Source organism: Streptomyces sp. NPDC088725, from assembly GCF_044751305.1.
GTDB lineage: Bacteria > Actinomycetota > Actinomycetes > Streptomycetales > Streptomycetaceae > Streptomyces.
In genome coordinates this window covers 66,491-88,050 of record NZ_JBIVLO010000006.1, presented here as the reverse complement: position 1 = coordinate 88,050, position 21,560 = coordinate 66,491, and the positions used below count along the sequence as shown (strand labels likewise).

General features: G+C 71.0%; 16 protein-coding genes. 11 read left to right on the top strand and 5 right to left on the bottom strand.

Annotated features, from left to right (window positions below; translation table 11 throughout):
* Positions 1-15: 15 nt before the first annotated feature.
* Both ACIP6N_RS16730 and ACIP6N_RS16725 read right to left on the bottom strand, forming a co-directional pair.
* Positions 16-303 carry a YiaA/YiaB family inner membrane protein gene (locus ACIP6N_RS16730; protein WP_401816358.1) on the bottom strand — a complete coding sequence of 96 codons (288 nt, stop codon included), beginning with the start codon at positions 301-303 and terminating at the stop codon, positions 16-18.
* Positions 304-384: 81 nt separating this feature from the next.
* On the bottom strand, positions 385-1,536 hold the full coding sequence (locus ACIP6N_RS16725; protein ID WP_401816357.1) for an acyl-CoA dehydrogenase family protein: 1,152 nt from the start codon (positions 1,534-1,536) through the stop codon (positions 385-387).
* A gap of 62 nt (positions 1,537-1,598) precedes the next feature.
* Between ACIP6N_RS16725 and ACIP6N_RS16720 the strand changes: the two genes are divergently transcribed.
* The 8 genes from ACIP6N_RS16720 (at position 1,599) to ACIP6N_RS16685 (ending at position 13,845) form a co-directional block, all read left to right on the top strand.
* On the top strand, positions 1,599-2,246 hold the full coding sequence (locus ACIP6N_RS16720; RefSeq protein WP_401816356.1) for a TetR/AcrR family transcriptional regulator: 648 nt from the start codon (positions 1,599-1,601) through the stop codon (positions 2,244-2,246).
* 565 nt (positions 2,247-2,811) lie between these two features.
* Entirely contained in the window at positions 2,812-3,834 is a 1,023-nt protein-coding gene (gene pstC, locus ACIP6N_RS16715; protein WP_401816354.1) for a phosphate ABC transporter permease subunit PstC, read from the top strand.
* A gap of 4 nt (positions 3,835-3,838) precedes the next feature.
* A complete protein-coding gene (pstA, locus tag ACIP6N_RS16710; protein ID WP_401816353.1) occupies positions 3,839-5,083 on the top strand; it encodes a phosphate ABC transporter permease PstA in 1,245 nt (414 codons plus the stop codon).
* Positions 5,083-6,870, top strand: a complete 1,788-nt coding sequence (gene pstS / locus ACIP6N_RS16705; protein WP_401816352.1) for a phosphate ABC transporter substrate-binding protein PstS — start codon at positions 5,083-5,085, stop codon at positions 6,868-6,870. The genes pstA and pstS overlap by 1 nt, the downstream gene beginning before the upstream one ends.
* A complete protein-coding gene (locus ACIP6N_RS16700) occupies positions 6,867-9,626 on the top strand; it encodes a hypothetical protein (protein WP_401816350.1) in 2,760 nt (919 codons plus the stop codon). The genes pstS and ACIP6N_RS16700 overlap by 4 nt, the downstream gene beginning before the upstream one ends.
* A gap of 206 nt (positions 9,627-9,832) precedes the next feature.
* Positions 9,833-11,806 carry an Ig-like domain repeat protein gene (locus ACIP6N_RS16695; protein WP_401816349.1) on the top strand — a complete coding sequence of 658 codons (1,974 nt, stop codon included), beginning with the start codon at positions 9,833-9,835 and terminating at the stop codon, positions 11,804-11,806.
* Between the two features lie 118 nt (positions 11,807-11,924).
* Entirely contained in the window at positions 11,925-12,914 is a 990-nt protein-coding gene (locus ACIP6N_RS16690; protein WP_401816347.1) for a sortase domain-bontaining protein, read from the top strand.
* A gap of 115 nt (positions 12,915-13,029) precedes the next feature.
* The gene (locus tag ACIP6N_RS16685) at positions 13,030-13,845 is read left to right on the top strand and encodes a phosphate ABC transporter ATP-binding protein (RefSeq protein WP_401816871.1); all 816 of its coding nucleotides are present in this window, start codon (positions 13,030-13,032) and stop codon (positions 13,843-13,845) included.
* A gap of 37 nt (positions 13,846-13,882) precedes the next feature.
* Here the strand turns inward: ACIP6N_RS16685 and ACIP6N_RS16680 are convergent, their stop codons facing one another.
* Positions 13,883-16,105 carry a molybdopterin oxidoreductase family protein gene (locus tag ACIP6N_RS16680; RefSeq protein WP_401816346.1) on the bottom strand — a complete coding sequence of 741 codons (2,223 nt, stop codon included), beginning with the start codon at positions 16,103-16,105 and terminating at the stop codon, positions 13,883-13,885.
* Between the two features lie 169 nt (positions 16,106-16,274).
* Here ACIP6N_RS16680 and hmgA point away from each other — a divergent pair, with 169 nt between their 5' ends.
* The 3 genes from hmgA (at position 16,275) to ACIP6N_RS16665 (ending at position 19,709) form a co-directional block, all read left to right on the top strand.
* Positions 16,275-17,603, top strand: coding sequence for a homogentisate 1,2-dioxygenase (gene hmgA / locus ACIP6N_RS16675; protein WP_401816344.1), 1,329 nt, complete (start codon positions 16,275-16,277; stop codon positions 17,601-17,603).
* A 12-nt stretch (positions 17,604-17,615) separates the two neighbouring features.
* Positions 17,616-18,365: a GntR family transcriptional regulator gene (locus ACIP6N_RS16670; protein ID WP_401816342.1), complete on the top strand. Its 750-nt coding sequence runs from the start codon at positions 17,616-17,618 to the stop codon at positions 18,363-18,365.
* A 120-nt stretch (positions 18,366-18,485) separates the two neighbouring features.
* On the top strand, positions 18,486-19,709 hold the full coding sequence (locus tag ACIP6N_RS16665) for a type ISP restriction/modification enzyme (RefSeq protein ID WP_401816340.1): 1,224 nt from the start codon (positions 18,486-18,488) through the stop codon (positions 19,707-19,709).
* A 465-nt stretch (positions 19,710-20,174) separates the two neighbouring features.
* On the opposite strand, the gene ACIP6N_RS16660 is transcribed toward ACIP6N_RS16665, so the two are convergent.
* Together ACIP6N_RS16660 and ACIP6N_RS16655 are read right to left on the bottom strand one after the other, a co-directional pair.
* Entirely contained in the window at positions 20,175-20,438 is a 264-nt protein-coding gene (locus ACIP6N_RS16660) for a hypothetical protein (protein ID WP_401816338.1), read from the bottom strand.
* Positions 20,439-20,665: 227 nt separating this feature from the next.
* The gene (locus ACIP6N_RS16655) at positions 20,666-21,475 is read right to left on the bottom strand and encodes an SGNH/GDSL hydrolase family protein (protein ID WP_401816336.1); all 810 of its coding nucleotides are present in this window, start codon (positions 21,473-21,475) and stop codon (positions 20,666-20,668) included.
* Positions 21,476-21,560: the final 85 nt, after the last annotated feature.

Here is a 21,560-nt window from a genome sequence, read left to right as displayed (position 1 = left end):
CTTAGGGCAGCGCGCTCACAGCTTCTGGAACGGGTCGTGTTCGGCGAGGATCTTCTCGATTCTTGCCTGGTCGACGCGGCTGACGAGCTGTCCCGCCTCCTGCCGGTCCCTGACGACCTTGGCGAGTGTGAACGCCGAGGTCGTCAGATAGAGGACCGCTATGGCGAGGAAGCTCCGTACCCACACGTCGGCGTCCAGGCGCACGACGCCGACGGTGACGGCGACGAGAGCGAGGGCGAAGGAGGCGACGGCCTGTACGTAGAACGCCGCGGTGTTCTGCTGCTTCACGGGAGTGTCGGTCATGGCCACAGCATCGGCCGCCGCGGGCCGCGGCACATCCGTACCCGTACTCAGACGGTACTCAGCCCGCACCGGCCACCGGGGTCAGAAGGCCGAAACCCCCGTCAGCGCACGGCCGATGATCAGTTTCTGGATCTGGCTGGTGCCTTCGTAAAGCGTCATCACGCGGGCGTCGCGCAGAAGTTTGCCGACCGGGTACTCGTCGATGTAGCCGTAACCGCCGAAGACCTGAAGGGCGTTGTTCGCGGCACGGACGGCGGCCTCCGACGCGAAGAGCTTGGCCTGCGACGCGGCGGTGGCGAACTCCTCGCCCCGGTCGATGAGATCGGCGACCCGCCAGGTCAGCAGCCGCGCCGCGTCCACGTCCACCGCGATGTCACTGATCAGCTCCTGGACCAGCTGGTACCGCGCGATGGGCTTGCCGAACTGCTCACGCTCGCCCGCGTAGCCCACCGCCGCGTCAAGCGCCGCCTGGGCGATTCCGACGCATCCGGCGGCGACCGACATCCGGCCCTTGGCCAGCGCGGACATGGCGAGGGAGAAGCCCTTGCCCTCGGGGCCGATCAGTGAGCCCGCCGGGATCCGCACGTCCTCGAAGACCAGCTCCGCCGTCGCCTGGCCGCGCAGGCCGAGCTTTCCGTGCAGGGTGCGGCGGGTCAGCCCCGGGGTGTCGGCCGGCACGAGGAAGGCGGAGATGCCTCTGTGTCCCGGGGTGTCGTTGGTGCGCGCGAAGAGCAGGACGACGTCGGCCGAGGTGCCGTTGGTGATGAACATCTTCGTGCCGTTGACGACCCAGCCGTCCCCGTCGCGTACGGCCTTCGTCGTGAGGTTGCCCGCGTCGGAACCCGTGCCGGGTTCGGTCAGGCCGAAGCAGCCGATGGTCGCACCCGAGGTCAGTCCGGGCAGCCAGGCCCGCTTCTGTTCCTCGTCGCCCCAGGCGGCGATCGTCTTGGCGACCAGCCCCAGCGAGACCGAGACGATGCCGCGCACGGACGAGTCGCCGCGCCCCAACTCCTCGGTGACCAGGCAGTACGAGAGGTGGTCGCCGCCCGAACCGCCGTACTCCTCGGGCACGGTGAGCCCGAGGAAGCCGAGCTTGCCGAGCTTGCCGACGATGGCCCTGTCGACGCTCTCCGCGCGGTCCCACTCGATCACATGAGGGGTGATCTCGCGGTCGACGAAGTCCTTGGCGAGGCTCCGTACGGCCTCCTGCTCCTCGCTCAACTCCAGGTTCACGCGGGCACCCCACCTTAATTACCACTGCTAGTTTATGGCTGGCGGGCCCTACTATGTGCCGCATGGCCAGACCGCGCAAGCCCCTGCTCAGCAGAGAACGCATCGTCGCCACGGCGGGCGCCCTGGTGGACGCCGAAGGGCTCGACGCGCTCTCCACGCGCCGGCTCGCGGCGGAGCTGGGGGTGAGCGGGCCGTCCCTCTACAACCACTTCCGCACCAAGGACGAGATCCTGGAAGCCGTCGCGGACGCCGTCAGTTCCCAGGTCGATCTGTCGATGTTCGAGGAGTGCGACGGACGCGACTGGCGTACCGCGCTGTACGACTGGGCCCTCTCGTACCGCGCGGCCCTCACCGACCACCCGCACCTCGTGCCGGTCCTGGCCCGGGGTCCGGGCCGCCGCCCGGCGGGCCTGCGGGTGGCGGACGCGGTGTTCGGCGCGATGGTCAGAGCAGGCTGGCCGCCCGCGCGGGCCACGCACATCGGCGCACTGACGCGCTACTTCGTGATGGGCTCCGCGCTCGGCTCGTTCGCACGGGGTTTCGTCGACGACGCGGCGGCGTACGACCCGGCCGACTACCCGCACCTCGGCCAGGCGCATCTGCTCGCCGACCGGCAGCGGCAGGTGGACGACGGCGCATTCGAGACCGGGTTGCGGGCACTGATCGACGGCCTCGCGATCCAGTACGAGCGGTACGGGAGCCGGGGTTAGAGGGCACTGCGCACTCTCTCGCCGGTCGGCCGAAAAATCCGCACCGGTTCCGTACAACCCTTACCCGCCTCCGCGCGTCATATCTCCGCACGCGCCTCCGCACGCGGGCCGTTCACACCGACCGCGCCCCGGCCCTGAGCGCGGCACCGGGCGCCTCGCTCACACGGTTCCCGCCGCCCGGGAGAACGCCGCACCCCCTGCCCCGCCACCGGGGGAAGCTCCGCCCATGCCGCTCCGAGCCTCTCGAACGCGGCGGGCCGAGAGCGACAGGCCGTCAATCCGGCCTCGCTACACCGCGGTTCGCGGCGTTCAGGACACACCGTCCCGCCGGCGGACAGGACCGCCCGGCAACTCCGCCCGGAGGGCGAGAGGACGCACAACACCCTGGAAAAGTCCACCCACTTCGCTGTATCTACCATGTTTCACCACGCCTCCTACTGCATTCGCTCGCCTGTTGTTCATCTTCTGCCCGCTTTGGTACGGAGATTCGGACATTGACGCCTTGTTGGCTCTCCATGTCGCGTAGCCCGTCGGCACGCGAGTAGAGGGTGGGGAGAAACAAGACGTGGCATCCACACAAGTGGTGTCCCGGATACCTGAGGCGGACGGTGGCGACGCGCCCCGTCGGCTGAAAGTCGCCAAGGGGATGGGAGACCGGGTCTTCCGGGGGCAGCTCACGGCTGCCGGTATCGCGGTACTCGCCGTCATGGCCGCCGTGGGGCTGTTCCTGCTCCTGCGGGCCGGGCAGGCACTGAGAGTCCAGGGCTGGGGATTCCTGACCACCGAGGAGTGGCAGCCCGACGCCCAGAACTTCGGCATCGCCGCGGTGCTCACCGGCACGGTGCTGATCGCGGGTGTGGCGGTCGTCGTCTCCCTGCCGCTGGCCGTGGGGACGGCGCTGTTCATCTCCGAGGTGGCACCGCGCCGGATCCGCCGCACGCTGGTCGCGATGGTCGACCTGATGGCGGCCGTACCGTCCGTGGTCTACGGCCTCTGGGGGCTCTTCTTCTTCCAGGGCCACGTCATCGGGCTGTCCCGCTGGCTGTCCACCTGGTTCCACTGGGTGCCCTTCCTCAAGGTGGACGGCGCCGAGCCGGGCGACCCGCTCGCCTCCGCCAGCGTCTACACCGCCTCCACCTTCATCGCCGGGATCGTCGTCGCGATGATGGTGGCGCCGATCATGTGCTCGGTGATGCGCGAGGTGTTCACCCAGGCGCCGGCCGGAGAGCGCGAAGGCGCCTTCGCGCTCGGCTCGACCCGGTGGGGCATGATCCGCTCGGTGGTACTGCCGTACGGCCTGGGCGGCATGATCGGCGGCACGATGCTCGGACTCGGCCGCGCGCTGGGCGAGACCATCGCCGTCTACCTGATCATCTCGCCGGTCTTCACGATCCAGCCGCACATCCTCCAGACCGGCGCCAACTCGGTCTCCTCGCTGATCGCCCTGCACTACGGCGACGCCTCGGAGTTCGGCATGTCGGCACTGATGGCGGCCGGCCTGGCGCTCTTCCTGCTGACCCTGGTGGTCAACTTCACCGCCTCTTCCATCGTGGCCCGCTCGCGGTCCGGCGCCCAGAGTGAGGGATGACGAGATGACTGTCCTGCTGGACAAGCCCAGGACCCTCACCACCACACTGCCGCGGCGGCCGGGCGGCGGGCAGGACGTCCCGGAGCGCCGGCGCGCCCTCGGCGGAATCGGCCGGGGCGAGGTCCTCAACCTGGCCGGCGCCGCCGCGACCGGTCTGTGCACCGCCGTCCTGCTCTTCGGCCGGCTGGCCCCGCTCTCCGGCGCCCTCGGCTTCGCCGTCGTGACCTACCTGGTCTTCCTCGTCGCGTACGCGCTGCTGGCCTGGCTGGAGGACGACGGACCCGCGGTGCGCGACAGGCTGATGACCGTGGTCCTGTGGTCCGCGGCCCTGCTGCTCTTCACCGGCCTCGTCATGGTCGTCACCTTCACCCTGTGGCGAGGCAAGGACGCCCTGCCACACGGCAACTTCTTCACCCAGGACATGACGCAGGCGGGGCCCCTCGACCCGATCACGGTCGGCGGCATCGCGCACGCCGTGCTCGGCAGCCTGATCATGATCGCCATCTCACTGGCCATCACCATCCCGCTCGGCGTGGCCTGCGCGGTCTACCTCAACCAGATGAGCGGACGCTTCGTACGCTTCGTACGGACCGTGGTCGAGGCGATGACGGCCCTGCCGTCCATCGTGGCCGGGCTCTTCGTCTACGCCACCTGGATCCTCATCCTGCACTTCCCGAAGTCCGGCCTCGCGGCGGGCCTCGCGATCAGTGTGATGATGCTGCCGATCATCATCCGGGCCTCCGACGTCGTGCTGCGCCTGGTCCCCGGCAACCTCACCGAGGCGGCCGAGGCACTCGGCGCGCCGCGCTGGCGGACCGTCTGGCACGTGATCCTGCCGACCGCCCGCTCGGGTCTGGCCACCGCCGTCATCCTCGGTACCGCCCGCGGTATCGGCGAGACCTCCCCGGTGCTGCTCACCGCGGGATACACGGCGGGGCTCAACGCCGACCCGGCGAACGGGCCGATGATCTCGCTGCCGCTGGCCGTCTTCACCTTCGTCAAGTCCCCCGAACCCGCCATGATCGCGCGTGGGTTCGGAGCCGCCGCCGTCCTGATGGCGCTCGTGCTCGTGCTCTTCACCATCGCCCGGGTGATCGGCGGACGGGGGCCGGGACAGCTGAACAAGCGCCAGGCGCGCCGCGCCGCCCGTGCCTCCCGCGAGGACCTCGCCCGGTTCGAAGCGACGCGCTCCCCGGTCACCCCGCCGTCCGTTCCCGACGCCACACCGCTGCCTGGAGAGAACTCCTGATGCCCCGCCGCATACCCTTCCCCGTCGCGCTCCTCGCGACGCTCCTCGCTGTCCTGGTAACCGGGGTGTTCGGTCCCGGTGTCCAGCGCGCCTCCGCGGACAGCGGTTACGTCCCGCTCTCCGGGGCCGGTTCGACGTGGGCGTTCAACGCCGTCGACCAGTGGCGCAAGAACGTCAAGCAGTACGGCATGTCGATCCAGTACGCGCAGAACGGCTCGTCCGACGGACGCCGTCAGTTCCTCAACGGAACCGTCGACTTCGCGGTCTCCGACATCCCGTTCCAGACCAACCCCACCGACGGTTCCGCTCCCGAGCGGCCGGCCCCCGGCTCCTACGCCTACATGCCGATCGTGGCGGGCGGCACGGTCTTCATGTACAACCTGAAGGTCAACGGCCAGCGGGTGACCAACCTGCGGCTGTCCGGTGAGAACGTCACCAAGATCTTCACCGGCGCCATCACCACCTGGGCCGACCCGGCGATCGCCGCCGACAACCCCGGTCTGAAGCTCCCCGCGAAGAAGATCGTGCCGGTGGTGCGCTCCGACGGCTCGGGCTCCAGCGCCCAGTTCACGCTGTGGATGTCCAAGCAGCACACCGCGTTGTGGAACACCTACTGCGGCAAGGTCGGCCGGTCCGGCTCCTGCGGCTCGACCTCGTACTACCCCACCCGGCCGGGCATGATCGCCCAGTCCGGTGACCTCGGTGTGGCCGGGTACGTCGCTCAGGACTACGCCGAGGGCGCGATCGGCTACGTCAACTACTCGTACGCCAAGAACGCGAAGTTCCCGGTGGCCAAGATCCTCAACCACGCCGGGTACTACACCGAGCCGACCCCGCAGAACGTCGCCGTGTCGCTCATCAAGGCGAAGATCAACACCAACAAGAGCTCGCCCGACTACCTCAACCAGGACCTGAGCGGCGTCTACGCGGACTCGGACCAGCGCAACTACCCGCTGTCCAGCTACTCGTACATGATCCTGCCGCTGAAGGTGCAGGGGCAGTTCACCAAGGCCAAGGGCAAGACGCTCGGAGCCTTCTCGTACTACTTCATGTGCCAGGGCCAGCAGTACGCCCCGGAGTTGGGCTACTCGCCGCTGCCGATCAACCTGGTGCAGGCGGGCTTCGACCAGATCCGCCGCATCCCCGGCGTGGAGACGCAGAGCGTCAACATCAAGGGCTGCCACAACCCGACGTTCAGCGAGAACGGCACCAACACCCTCGCCAAGAACGCGCCGTACCCGCAGCCCTGCGACAAGAAGGGCGCGCCCGCCTGCAACACCGGCAGCGGTGGCGCGAAGCCGGCGAGCGGCAACGGCGGCACGGGTGGCAGCGGCAACGGCGGTGGCACCAGCGGCGGCGCGAGCGGCGGCACCACCGGCGGCGGCACGGGCGGCACCACAGGCGGTGCGACGGGCGGCGCCACAGGCGGCACGACCGGCGCCGGTACGGGCGGTGCGACGGGCTCCGGTACGGGCGGCGCGGCTGCCCCCAACGGCGTGGGCGCGACCGGCGGCACGGCCGCGGGCGGTCCCGCCGCGGTCGACCCCGACACCGGTCTGCCGGTCGGCGGCGGCGCGGACGGCGGCCAGGCGGACGGCGGCGCCGACGGTTCGGGAGGCGTGCCCAGCCAGACCGTCCTCGGTCAGCCCGTCGCGGTCGGCGGCCAGGACGGCTGGGGCGGCCCCCAGACGCTGATGCTGCTCGCGGCCGTCACCGTCCTCGGGCTGATCTTCGCCCCCGCCGCCGCGTCCCGCGCGCTCACCCGCCTGAAGGAGGGGTCCCGTTGAGAAGCCCGCGCTCCACGTCCGAGGCGTCCCGTCCGCCGCTGCTGCGGCGGCTGGTCCGGCGCGTGCTGGCCGGTACGGCCGTCGGCGCGCTCGCCGGCGCCGTCCTCGCGCAGACCGTGTCCGTGGCGATGCCGGCCTCCGAGCCGGCGGCGGCCGCGTCCTCGGCCGTCACGGTCTCCGGCCGCGGCGAGTTCAAGGACATGCGGTTCACCGTCAGCCAGACCCGCAACCTGGCCAGCCAGGCGCTCAAGGTGTCCTGGACGGGCGGCACACCGACCACGGTGGCCGGTTCGCAGTTCAACACCGACTTCGTCCAGCTCATGCAGTGCTGGGGCGACGACGACAAGTCCGTACCGGAGAACCCGGGACCGCCGCGTACCCAGTGCCAGTTCGGCGCCTCGCCGACCACCGGACGGGGCAGCTGGCCCGGCAACCAGTACGACGACACCCGCCAGGTCTTCTACAGCGCCGCTCCGAGCCGGTACGGCCAGGACAGGGAGTACGGCGCGGGAATGCCGTTCGGCCGGGGCGAGGTGCCCTTCAAGTCCGTCGACGGCGAACTGATCACCAGCGACACCCAGAACAACCCGCTGTTCAGCTACAACACGACGAACGAGATCGGCTTCGGCCGCACCGGCTCCGACGGCACCGGTACCGAGTTCTTCGAGGCCCAGACCAAGAACGAGGCCCCGCACCTGGGCTGCGGAGCCCCCGTCAAGCACCCCGACGGCACCGTCTCCGGCCGCTCCTGCTGGCTGGTCATCGTCCCGCAGGGCCACCTCAACCTCGACGGTGAGCCCTACCAGGACACCACCCAGGTCAACGCCGGTTCCCCGGTCTCGTCCACGAACTGGCGCAACCGCATCGCCGTCAAGCTCGACTTCAACCCGGTCGGCGTCGGCTGCGCGATGGGCGCCGAGGAGCGTGACACCACCGGCAGCGAGCTGGTCTCGGACGCCATGAACAGCTGGCAGGCCGCCCTCTGCTCCACCGGAACGGTCTACGGCTACACGACGGTCGGCGACCCCGAGGCCCGCGACCGCCTCGCGGACAACGGCACGACCCTCGTCTTCAGCACACGCCCCGTCACCGGCCCCACCAAGCCGGAGGATCCGCTGACCTACGCGCCCACCGCGCTCTCCGGCGCCGTGATCGGCTTCAGCATCGAGCGCCAGCCGCGCTCGAACGCGCCGGCCGACGTCAAAAAACGCGCGGGTACCCGGGTCGAGTCGCTGGACCTCACCCCGCGCATGGTCGCCAAGCTGCTCACCGAGTCGTACCGCAACTCCCCCTGGAGCGCGGTCCGCAGCGAGTACGTCAACGGCACTTCCAAACTGGTCGCGGCCAAGGGCTACGGCTGGGCGCTGAACAACCCGACCGGGCTGGTCACCGACCCGGAATTCGTCAAGCGCAACCCGGAGTTCGCCGATCTCACCGTCGCCTCGAACCCCAGCACCGACACCGACCTGATCACCGCGCTGGGACACACCGACGCCGCCGCGCAGGTCTGGGACTGGGTGCTCTCCGACCACGAGGCACGGCAGTTCCTCGCGGGCGTGCCGGACGACTGGGGCATGCGGGTCAACCCGTACTTCAGCACCAACGCGGACCTCAACCCGAACGGCGTCGCCTTCACCCCGGAGCGTGACGACTTCCCGAAGAGCGACAAGTGGAGTGTCATTCCGCCGGGCAGCGAGGCCGAGATCCCGCAGACGATGACCGACTTCCACCCGTACGTCGACGACCTGCACTCGGGCGCGCTGCGCACCCGCCGCGCCGACCAGCTGTGGAAGTCGAACTGGGACGCGCTGGCCACCCCGCCGGCGTGGAAGAGCCCCGGTCCGCAGATTGCCGGACAGCGCTTCATGCTGACCGTCACCGACGCCGCCTCCGCGGCGCGCTACGGTCTCCAGACCGCGCGTCTGCGCAACGCGGCCGGTGAGTTCACCGCCCCGTCCGCCGGTGCGCTGGCCGCGGCGGCCGCCAAGGCTCCCGTCAAGGACGGGGTCCGCCGGATCGACCCCGCGGCGAAGGTGAAGGGTGCCTACCCGCTGGCCATGGTGGTGTACGGCGCGGCCCGTCCGGCCAAGCTCACGGCCGAGGCCCGTAAGCAGTACGCCGCCCTCCTGACGTACGCGGCGGCCGAGGGCCAGAGCACCGGCACCGCCCCGGGCAACCTGCCCGCCGGCTACGCACCGCTGCCGGCCGCGTTCCGCACGGAGGCGCGGAAGGCCGTCCAGGAGCTGGTCTCCTGGAAGCCCGCCAAGGGCGAGAGCGGCCCGGAGGAATCTGCCGGTTCCTCCGGCGGAACAGGTGAGGGCACGGACGGTGACGGCGCCGGTAACGACGGCGGCGCGGCCGAGAGCGGCGCCGGCGCGACCGGATCCGCGGGCAGCACCGGCACCGGAAGTACCGGCGCCACAGGCGCCACCGGCGGCAGCGCCCCCGGAGCCGAGTCCACGCCCGGCGCGGCGCCGAGCGGTTCCGCCGTTCCCGCCTCCGGCGCCGGACCGGTCATCGGCACCGGCGTCCAGACGCTCGCCGGCGGCATCACACCGGGCGACCCGGCGGCCGCCCTGCGGTACGCGGTGCCGATCGGAGCGGGCCTCGGCCTGCTCGCCGCCGTGGCCGCGCCCTTCGTCGGGGGCCAGAGGCTGCCGCTGCGGGTGAAGCTGCCCGGCGGACGTACCGTCACCGTCCTGCCGCGGCTGACACTCCCGGCCAGGCTGCGCGCGCTCCGGCTGCCCGGGCGCTGACCGGAGCCGGCCGCCCGCGTACGCACACCGGGCCGCCAGGCGGCGGGCTCCCCCAGAAACGGCCGTCCGCCCCGAGTGCAAGTCGGGGCGGACGGTGAGCACAACCCTGCCAGAACGGCCGGCCGGCCGGACCGGCAGGCAAGAACCGTGTACCACGCCAAGCAGTTCTCACACGTCACATCCGTCCCTTGGTTGGAGACAGACTCATGGGTACCAAGCGTCCCACCGCCGCACTCGCCGCGGTCCTCACCGCCGCGATCGCCGCAGGCACCATCGCCGTCGCGGGCCCGGCCATGGCCGACCCGGCGACCGGCACCTTCGGCACCTACGTCGGTGTCGGTTCCGACACCACCCAGGATGTCGTGAACGCCCTCGCCGGCACCTCCCTCGCGAAGGTGGCGTCCTACAACGCGACGGGCTCCGGCACGATCAAGACCCGTGCGAAGGGACCGGAGTTCACCCGGCCGAACGGATCGGGTGCCGGCACGAAGGCCCTGAGCGCCGCCCTGACCGGCGACAAGGACCCGAGCAAGCCCGCCGACGGCGCCGTCATGACCGGCCAGGTCGACTTCGCCCGCTCCTCCGGCGGCCCGAGCACCTCCGGTGACACCCTCGTCTACATTCCCTTCGGCCGTGACGCCGTGGGTTACGTCGCCAAGGGCGACCACCTCAAGAACCTGACCCCGGAGCAGCTGAAGGACATCTACTCCAGCTCCGACCCGAAGGTCGGCGGCAAGCCGGTCCACCCGTTCATCCCGCAGGCCGGCTCCGGCACGCGGAAGTTCTTCCTCGGCGCCATCGGGGTGGCCGACAACGCGTCCCTGCCGATCGCCTCCGACCACGTGGTCGAGGAGAACAAGGCCAACGACGTCATCCTCCAGGACGGCGACCTCATCCCGTTCTCGGTGGCGAGCTGGGTCGCGCAGATCAACAACGTCGCCCCGGACCGCAGTTCGAAGGCGGCCAAGGCCGGTGCCTTCGTCGGCGCCCTCCAGCTGAAGTCCTCCGCCCCGGCGGTCTCCCCGGTCACGGCCGACAAGGCCGGCAAGCTCAGCCCCGTCGAGTCGTACTACAACGACGCCACGTTCGGCCGCGACGTGTACAACGTCGTGCCGAGCCGCGCGATCGACGAGAGCAGCGCCTTCTTCGACAAGGGCCTGTTCGACCTGTTCGTCTCCTCCGGCACGCACAAGCCGGCCATCGCCTCCGACGCGGCCAAGAACACCATCGCCCAGTTCGGCTTCCTGAACGAGTCGTACAACGGCTCGATCGACCCGGGCAACCACGCCAAGTACGGCGGCCTGGAGGGCTCCACCGCCGCGCAGGACAAGCCCGGCGCCGTGCGCACGTTCACCGGTTCCGTCGCCACCCCGCGTCAGCTCAAGCTGACGTGGACCGCGCCGTCCGCCACCGCCCTGCCGGTGACCGACTACCGCGTCCTCGTCAAGAACGCCTCCGGCGCCGTCGCGTACAGCAAGGACGTCAAGGCCCCGGCCACCTCGCTGACCGTCAGCCTGCCGGCCGGCAAGTACACCGCCCAGATCTTCGCGGCGAACCTGGTCGGCGCCGGCGCCGTCAAGTCCCTCTCCGCCACCGTCACCGAGGCCCCGGTCGTCAAGACCGCCTCGAAGACGACCGCCACGGCCTCCCCGTCCAAGGTGGCCTACGGTGTCTCCCGCAAGATCAACGTCGTGACGACCGGAAAGTCCGTCCCGACCGGCAAGGTCACCATCAAGGAGGGCAAGACCTCCCGCGGTACGGGCACGCTCGACAAGTCCGGCAAGGTCTCCGTCGCCCTGTCCAAGGGCCTCAGCGTCGGCACGCACACCCTGACCGTGTCGTACGCCGGCGACAGCAAGCTGACGGCGTCCTCGGCCACGGTCAAGATCACCGTCACCAAGGCGACCCCGAAGCTCAAGCAGAGCGCCCCGTCCACGGTCAAGCCGACCGCCAAGGCCAAGGTGACGGCCACGGTCACCGCGACCGGCTACGTCCCCACCGGCAAGGTGCAGATTCTCGAGGGCAAGAAGGTCCTCGCGACCGCCACCCTCAAGAACGGCAAGGTGACCGTGACCCTGCCGAAGCTGGCCAAGGGCAAGCACTCGCTGAAGGTGCGCTACGTCGGCACCAGCACCACCAACGCCCTCACGGGCAAGGCGTTCACCATCACGTCCAAGTAGTACCGGTCCCGGCCGCGGCGGGCATCCGTCCGCCGCGGCCGGGAGCCTCACCGCCATCCAGCCCCACCACCATCCAGACTTCCAGACCACCCCCGTACCCCCGAGGAGGCCGGCCGCCGTGACGGTTACCGTCCAGACCCCGCCGCCGGCAGCGGCCGGCGCCGTGACGCCGGAGACCGCCGCCCAGCCCGACCCGTCGCCCGCGTCCGGTGGGACGCCCGGCAGCCCCGCCGCCCGGCCGTCCGCCGCGGAACCGCGGCTGCCCGCCGGCCGCCAGATCGGACGCGGGGCGCTGCTCGCCCTCGCGGTCCTGCTGCTCGGACTCGTCGCCAACCTCGTGCTGATCAGCGGTCTCCAGCACCGCGCCGCGCAGCAGACGGCGTTCGACGCGCTGCGCGCCTCCCTCGCGGAGGGCACCGCCCCGGTCGGCCAGACGGACCAGCAGGGCAGGCTCCTCGCGCCCGGCACGCCTGTCGCGCTGCTGCGGATCCCGGCACTGCACCTGCGCGAGGTCGTCCGTGAGGGAACCTCCTCCGACGTCCTCTCCGGCGGTCCCGGCCACCGCAGGGACACCCCGCTCCCCGGCCAGACCGGCACCAGCGTGCTGATGGGCCGCGCCGCCGCCTACGGCGGGCCGTTCGGCGGCCTCGCGGACCTCAAGCCGGGCACCACGTTCTCCGTGACCACCGGGCAGGGCCGGCACACGTACAAGGTGCTGGGCTCGCGCCGGGCCGGCGACCCGTCGCCTCCGCCGCCCGCCCCGGCCGGCGGCCGGCTGGTGCTGGTCACCGCGGCCGGCACCTCCTACCTGCCCGGCGGGGTGCTGCGCGTCGACGCCGATCTGGTGTCCAGGACCGCGGACACCCCCGACGCGGTCATCCGCCCCGGCTCCCTCGCCGAGGACGAACAGCCGATGGCCTCCGCCGGAGGCGCCATGTGGGAGCTGGTGCTCTGGCTCCAGCTGCTGCTCGCGGTCGCCGTCGCCGCCGTCTGGGCCTGGCACCGCTGGGGCCGCCAGCAGACGTGGATCGTCTTCCTGCCGGTGACCGCTGCCGTCGGCCTTCAGGTCGCCGACCAGGTCACCCGGCTGCTGCCCAACCTGCTCTGACGCCCAGGCCCTGTCGGGCCCTGTACCGCCGGACCGTTCCCCTCCCCCGTACCGTCCCTCCGCGACACCCGAGGTGCCCGCCGTGAATGCCCCCGCCACCGCAGTCGAGTCGACCATGACGCTGCCCGTCACCCCGCCGTACGCGGAAGGAGAGGGGCCGGCCACGCTGGACGCCCGCTCCGTCTCCGCGTGGTTCGGCACCCACAAGGTGCTGGACCGGGTCTCGCTGACCATGCCCGCCGGGCAGGTCACCGCCCTCATCGGCCCTTCCGGCTGCGGCAAGTCGACCTTCCTGCGCACGCTCAACCGGATGCACGAGATGATCCCGGGCGCCGCGATGGGCGGCGAGGTCCTCCTCGACGGCGACGACATCTACGCGGTCGGACGGCGGCTCACCGAGGCCCGCCGGCACATCGGCATGGTGTTCCAGAAGCCCAACCCGTTCCCGGCGATGTCCATCTACGACAATGTGCTGGCGGGTCTGAAGCTCACCGGCAAGCGCGCGACCCGGGACGAGAAGGACCAGCTCGTCGAGGAGTGCCTGAGCCGCGCGAGCCTCTGGAAAGAGGTCCGTGACCGGCTGCGCCAGCCCGGTGGCGCGCTCTCCGGCGGCCAGCAGCAGCGGCTGTGCATCGCCCGCTCGCTGGCCATCCGGCCGCGCGTGCTGCTCATGGACGAGCCCTGCTCGGCCCTGGACCCCACCTCGACCCGCCACGTCGAGGAGACCATCAGGGAACTGGCCAGCGAGGTCACCGTCGTCATCGTGACGCACAACATGCAGCAGGCGGCGCGCGTCTCGCAGAACACCGCCTTCTTCCTCGCCGCGCAGGGCACGCCCGGCGGCATCGTGGAGCACGGCCCGACCGAGGCGATGTTCGGCGCACCGCAGGACTCCCGTACCGCCGACTACGTCAACGGCCGCTTCGGCTGATCCGCCCCGGGACCAGGCACGGGGCAGCGCCGCCGTCTCACCGCACGGGTGCGAGTTCGACCGGGAATCCGTTCAGGACGGTGGTGCCCGAGAGGGGGTCGAGCCGCGAGCCGTCGAGCAGTTGGTTGACGTTGACCCCGGGGCGCGCGGCGGCCACGGACATACGGGTGCCAGGACGGTTGTGCCCCCAGCCGTGCGGCAGGCTCACCACACCGGTCCTGATCGTGTCGGTGATCTCCACCGGCGCCTCGACGGTTCCTCCGTCCGAGGTGATGCGTACGGGACCGCCGTCCTCAAGTCCGAGTCTGGCCGCGTCGGCCGGGTGGATCTGGAGCGTGCAGCGATTCGAACCGCCGCCCAGTGCGGCGACGTTGTGCATCCAGCTGTTGTTGGAACGCAGGTGACGGCGCCCGACCAGGACGAGCGAGGCGGGCCGCTCGTCCAGCGCGGCGCGCAGCCGCGGCAGATCGGCCGCGATGGGCGCGGGCAGCAGCTCGACGCGTCCGCTGCGGGTCTTCAGCAGCGCGGGGATACGAGGACGCAGCGGCCCGAGGTCGATGCCGTGCGGATGGTCCAACAGCCGTGCGAGGCTGATCCCTTCGGGGTTCGCGCCGAAGCCGTCGCCGTACGGGCCGAGGCGCAGCATCAGGTCGAGCCTGCGCTCGGGTCCCGTACTGCCGGTGAGCGCACCGGCCAACTCGCCAGGTGCGCGCCCGTGTACGGGAGAGAGCGGGTCGGTGACGGCCTTGTCGAGAGTTCCCTCGATCACCGCGTCGTCGACGGCGCCGGGGGGCGCGCCGTGCAGGCCCCGCGCGATGAGGACGAGCCGGGCGAAGATCTCGCTCTCGTCGATCCTGTCCTGGTCCAGGGGGACGGCGCGCGGGCTGTAGCGGACCTGGTTGTGCACGGCGAGGGTGTTGAAGGCGAAGTCGAAGTGCGGGCTCTGCGCGGGCGGGGGCGGGGGCAGGACGACGTCCGCGTGGCGTGAGGTCTCGTTGAGATACGGGTCCACGCTGATCATGAAGTCCAGGCTCTCCAGGGCCCGGTCGAGGCGGTCGCCGTCGGGAGCGGAGAGTACGGGGTTGGCCGCGGAGGCGATCACCACGCGGATCCGGCCCTCTCCCGGGGTCTCGATCTCCTCGGCGAGCGCGGCGAGCGGCAGTTCGCCCTTGGCCTCCGGATGCCCGGACACGCGGCTCGCCCAGCGGCCGAGCGCGAATCCCTTGCCCGGGGCGGGGAGTCGGGGCGCGCGGTCGGCGGCGGAGAGGGGGAAGAGCGCGCCGCCCGGCCGGTCGAGGTTGCCGGTGAGGACGTTGAGGACGTCGACCAGCCAGCTGGCGAGGGTGCCGTACTCGACGGTGCTGCTGCCGATGCGGCCGTAGACGGCCGCGGTGGGAGCGGCGGCGAGTTCGCGGGCGATCGTACGGATCACACCGGCGTCGACGTCGCAGGCGGCGGCGACGGCTTCGGGCGTGAAGTCCCTTACGGCGTCGTGTACTTCCTCCATGCCCTCGACATGGCCGGCGAGCGGACCCGGCGCGGTGAGCTTCTCCTCGAAGAGGACCTGGGCGAGGGCGGCGAGCAACAGGGCGTCCGTGCCCGGCCTGATGGCGATGTGCCGGTCGGCCAGCTTCGCCGTACGGGTGCGGCGCGGGTCGACCACGGTGAGGGTTCCGCCGCGTTTGCGCAGCGCCTTGAGCTTGCCGGGGAAGTCGGGCGCGGTGCAGAGACTCCCGTTGGATTCCAGGGGGTTGGCGCCCAGGAGCAGCAGGTGGTCCGTCCGGTCCAGGTCGGGTACGGGTATGGCGTTGGCGTCGCCGAAGAGCAGTCCGCTGGAGACGTGCTTGGGCATCTGGTCGAGGGTGCTCGCCGTGAAGACGTTCCGGGTGCCGAGCGCGCTCACCAGCAGGGCCGGGTAGAGTCCGCCGGCCACGGTGTGGACATTGGGGTTACCGAGGATCAGGCCGACCGCGTCCGGGCCGAACTCCCCTATGAGGGAAGGCAGTCGGGCGGCGATCAAGTCGAACGCCTCGTCCCAGCCCGCCTCGCGCAGTTCGCCGTTCTCCCGGACGAGCGGGACACGCAGCCGGTCGGGGTCGGAGTCGAGCGCTCCGAAGGAGGCGCCCTTGGGGCAGACGAAGCCCTTGCTGAAGACGTCCTCGCGGTCGCCCCTGGCTCCGGTGACGCGGCTTCCCTCGATGGTGAGCGAGAGCCCGCACGTGGCCTCGCAGAGCGGGCAGATGCGCAGGGCGCTGTGCATGGATCCTCCGGGACGGCGGCGGTGACGCGCGAACCACACAGAGCATACCGACCGGTACGTATCAGGGAAGGGGTTCTCCGGTGCGGCGTGGTTCCCTTCGCGGCCCGGAAGGGTAATCCTACGGTTGTCCATAGGATTCCTCAGGATTCACCGAGCACGGGAGCGGACGATGAGCGGCATCGAGCGGGCGAGAAAGACGGCCGAGGAGCTGTCCCACTCCCCGGGATTCGGCAATGAACACAGTTCGGAGGCGGTGCCCGGCGCGCTGCCGCACGGCCGCAACGCACCGCAGCGCGCGCCTCTCGGGCTCTACGCCGAGCAGTTGAGCGGCAGCGCCTTCACCGAGCCGCGCGCACACAACCGCAGGTCGTGGCTCTACCGCATCAGGCCTTCTGCGGCGCATCCGCCGTACGTCCGGATCGACAACGGCGGTCTGCGCGGCGCCCCCTTCACCGAGTCCGTCCCCGACCCCAACCGGCTCCGCTGGGATCCGCTGCCGGAGCCCGCTCCCGGCACCGATTTCCTGGACGGGCTGTGGACACTGGGCGGCAACGGCGACGCGGCGCAGCGCACCGGCATGGCGATTCACCTCTACCACGCCAACGCCCCCATGACGGACCGGGTGTTCGGTGACGCCGACGGCGAGCTGCTGATCGTCCCGGAGCGCGGCGGACTGCTGATCCGTACCGAACTCGGCCTGCTGGAAGCCCTTCCGGGGCATGTGGCACTGATCCCGCGCGGTCTGCGCTTCCGGGTCGAACTGCTCGACGAGACGGCGCGCGGCTATGTCTGCGAGAACTACGGCCGCCCGTTCACACTCCCCGACCTCGGCCCGATCGGCGCCAACGGCCTTGCGAACGCACGGGACTTCCTGGCGCCCGTCGCCGCGTACGAGGACGTGGAGCGGCCGGTGCAGGTGGTGAACAAGTTCTGCGGGAACCTGTGGGCAGCGACGTACGACCACTCGCCGTTCGACGTGGTCGCCTGGCACGGCAACCACGTGCCGTACGTCTACGATCTGCGCCGTTTCAATGTCATCGGTTCCATCAGCTACGACCACCCCGACCCGTCGATCTTCACCGTCCTGACCTCGCCCTCCGACACTCCTGGCCTCGCCGGGGTCGACTTCGTCGTCTTCGCGCCGCGCTGGCTGGTCGGCGAGGACACGTTCAGGCCGCCGTACTTCCACCGCAACGTGATGAGCGAGTACATGGGCCTGATCGAGGGCGCGTACGACGCGAAGAGCGCGGGCGAGGGCGGATTCGTCCCCGGCGGCGGTTCACTGCACAACATGATGTCGGCGCACGGCCCCGACCGGGAGACCTTCGACCGGGCGAGCGCGGCGGAGCTGAAGCCGCAGAAGATCAGCGACGGTCTGGCCTTCATGTTCGAGACCCGCTGGCCGGTGACCGCCACCGGCCAGGCCGCGAACGCACCCCACCTGCAGGAGGACTACGACCGCGTATGGCAGGGTCTTCAGCGCCACTTCAGGCCCTGATACGGAGTTGACGTGACCGCCTTCGCCCCCGACTCACTGGTCCTGAACCGCAAACTGCCGCTCTGGTACCAGGTGTCGCAGTCGCTGCGCGCCTCGATACTGGTCCGCCGCGCGGTCGATCCGCTGCGGCTGCCGACCGAGGAACAGCTCGCCGCGCACTACGGCGTCAGTGTGCTGACCATGCGCCAGGCGCTCAAGGAACTGGAGCGGGAGGGCCTGATCAGCCGGCACCGGCGGCGTGGCACGTTCATCGAGCCGGGGGCGCGGCGCGGCGCCCCGCGCCGGCTGCTGGGCTCCATCGACACGATCGTGGCCCAGCAGTCCGGTGAGCTGACGACGCTGCTGGGCCACGGCCCGGCCCCGGTCCCGGGTGAACTGGCCGAGTACTTCCCGGATCTGGACAGCGTGGTGACGTACACCCGGCTGCGCCGCGACAGCGAGAGCGGCGAGCCCGTCAACTGGGCGGAGAACGCGGTGCGTCCCGAGGTGGCGGCCACGCTCGATGTCGCCGATCTGGAGCGCTGGCCGATGACGAAGGTGCTGCGCGACGCGGTGGGGGTACGGATCAGCCGGATCACCGACACGGTCGAGGCGCGGCTCGCGGAGCCCGCCACGGCCGAGTTGCTGCGGGTGCCGCTGCTCAGCCCGATCCTGCACTACACGGGGGTGACGTACGACGAGGCGGGCAGAGTGGTGGATGTGGCCAGGATCCGCTACCGGGGTGACCGCTTCTCGTTCTCGGTCACCGTCGACGCGGAGTGAACACGGGCCGGGCGGGGGCCCGGTCCGGCACCAGGTCGCGATCCGCCCTGCCCGGTAAGGCGGTTACGATGCCGCCGACGGCGTACAGGGAGAAACAGGGCGACGAGAGGACATGTCCGCATGACGGCGACGCGGTCCGGCGCGGCCGGGGACGCTCCGCTCTCCGAGGCCCCGCTGCTGAGCGACCTCATGCCGTGGTCGGCGGCCCCGATGCGGCTCGGCAGATCCTGGATCCTCGCGCCCGATCCGCAGTCCCTCACCGCTCGCTGGGACAGGCTCGTCGCCGCCGGAGGAGCGGAGCATGAGGCGCTGTTCGAGCCGACCCGGGCGCGTACGCCGGACACCGCGGCCGCCGCGCTGCCCGGACGCGCTACGGGCACGGGGCGCTTCGCCCGGGAGACGGGCCGCTGCCCCGAACCGCTGCGGGTGGCGCACGGGCCCTTCGACGAGCAGTGGCTGATCCCGGACCACCGGCTGATCGACGCGGCCCGCCCCGAGTTGTGGCGGGTCGCCGACGAGCACCAGCTGTTCGCCGTCGAGCAGGGGTACGTACCGGCCGCGCCCGGGCCCGCGCTGCTGGTCAGCGCCCTGCTGCCGGACGGCCGCGCCCCGGTGGGCAGACCGGGCCGGATCCGGCCCCTGTACCGGCGTCCCGGCGGCACGGAACCCAATCTGACCCCGGGACTGACCGCGCTGCTGTCGGCCCGCTACGGCCACCAGGTCGCTCCTGACGAGGTGCTGGCCTGGTGTGTGGCGGTCGCCTCGGCCACGCCCGCGGGTCCCGCGGTCCCGCTGCCCGCGGAGCCGGAGCGCTGGGCGGCCGGTGTCGGGCTGGGGCGGCGGATGATCCGTATCCAGGTACGCGGGGCACGGGGCGGCGAACGTCCCAGGCTGCCGGGCGGCCGGCGTCCGTACGTACGCGCGGCCGTGCCCGCCCGGCCGGAATCGATCACGTATGACGCAGGCGGAGAGGCGCTGTTGCTCGGTACCGGCCGCATCTCGCCGGTACCGGCGGCGGCCTGGGAGTTCCGGGTCGGAGGCGTACGCGTGCTGGAACTGTGGTTCGAGCGGCGTACGGCACGGCCGCAACCGGGCACCCTGGAGGAGATCAGGCCGTCCGGCTGGCCCCGGGAGCGGACGTCGGAACTGCTCGAACTGATCACCGTTTTGGCGCTCCTCGGCGAACTCCCTTCGCCTCACGACGCGTTGCACGCGGGCCCGACGATCAGTGGAGCCGAGCTGCGCGGGGCCGGCGTCCTCCCCGTCCCGCCTTCGGCCCGGCGCCCCGCCTCGGTGTTCGACCACCACGAGGAAGGCCCGGACGGCCAGTTCGCACTGCTCTAGGGCGTCCCTTCCCGCAGGCCACGCCCCGCACCCCGCAGGTCACGCCCGGCTTCCGGCGAGTGGAGGGGCTGGTTCCGGACAATGCCGAGAGGTACCTCCGACCCGCCTCCGAGCTGGCGGACGGCCGGTCCGCACAGCGACATGGCCGGAATGATGCCGTACATCCCGTGGCTGATTCCATGCGCTCACCGGGGCCGCCGCTCGTACTATTCGTACCGCTCGATGTGCGGGTACACGCACGGCGGACACGAGCGCTGAGCAGGCAAAAGGCAAGACAGGGGCCGGGGTTGCACGAGTGGGGCGGCCGGCCGGCCGGTGGTGGGGAGTGGTCCACCGGCCGCGCCGCCGTAACAGGTATTCCACGCTCGACAGGGCGCTCGCCGAGCATTCCGGCGCACGACGCCGGTCAAGGTGACGACCTCGGCGCACTGCCTGCGCGCTGCCGTCACGGCATTGCCGCAGGGATCAGCCGCGGCTGCCGAAGAGCGACCGGCGCAGCAGGCGCAGCGGCGCGAAGAGCAGCACGCGCGCGCTCTTGCTCTTGCGGGTGTGCGCCGCGTCACGGGACGTCAGCTCACGCATCAGCGACGTCGCCTCGGCCGTCTCCCGCTGCGGGACGGCAGGGCCGCCGAGCACCGAAAGATGGCGGTCGAGACGCGAACTGGCCGCGCTGCTCCCGCAGGTAATGGCAGGGACTCGCGCCCTGCTGTGGACCGTTATCTGTTTCATGTCACTCCCCACCCGTACAAGGGCACCCGACCCGGGCAGGGTAACCCTATCGCCCTCTTACGACACTCGTGTATCCCGTCTCCGGGATTAACCACACCCGTAAGGGAATTGACGGCAACGTCCCGATCTATCTTATTTCAGGGCGACTTGGACAAGTCGCTCCCGTCGGCATGCCGTTCCGGCGAGGCGGCCGGCGCCCCGGGAGGGGAGGAGCGCCGGCCCCGTGCTTACGCGGCGGAGGTGAACGCGGGCAGGTAGCCGCCCGACTGGCCCTGCTGCGTGGGGTGGTAGGACTCGCCGATGTTCAGCAGGTCCAGGCTGTGCAGCCACTCCGAGCCCGAGCAGATCTCGTGACCGGAGAAGTTGGGCGCGACATCCACGAAAGTGAAGCCGTGGTCGGCGGCGCGCTTGGCCGTGGCCGCGTTGAGGTAGTCCGAGGCACTGTTGATCGCCGAGCGCTCCGCCTCACTGAGACCGGCGATGCAGTTGCCGGAGAGCTTGTAGAAGCGGGGGTAGCCGAGGACGACGACCCGCGCGGAGGGCGCCTTGGATCTGATCGCCGTGTACACCGCGTCGAGCCGTCCCGGCAGGGTGGAGTCCACGAAGCCGCGCGCCGTGGCGACCCGGTTCAGGCAGGTGGCCTCCGACTGGAGTACGCAGGTGGTCATGACGTCCGAGAATCCGGCATCGTTGCCTCCGATCGTGATCGAGACGAGGTCCGTGCCGGCGTTGAGCGGCGCCAGCTGGCTCGCCGTCACATCACCCGTAAGAGCGCCCGAGCAAGCGGTGAACGCGAACGACGAGGGTGCGTGGGACGCCGCCCACAGCTGCGGATAGGCGCGGGGAGTGCGCTTGCAGTCGCCGCTGGCGCTGTCGTAGCCGCCGGATCCGACGCCCGAGGAGTACGAGTCCCCCAGGGCCACGTAGTCGACGGCCGCGGCCGATTGAGCGGCGCCCGCCGCGCCCGCTCCGGTGAGAGCGAGTACGGCGCCGAGAACGAGCGCGGACGAATATGCCGTGATTCGGGACAGTTTCATGGAAGCTCCTTTTAGCAGTATTTCTGCCTGAACTTTGTTACCAGACCGCACACTTCACTGGAAGCGGTCATGACAAGAACGTTCG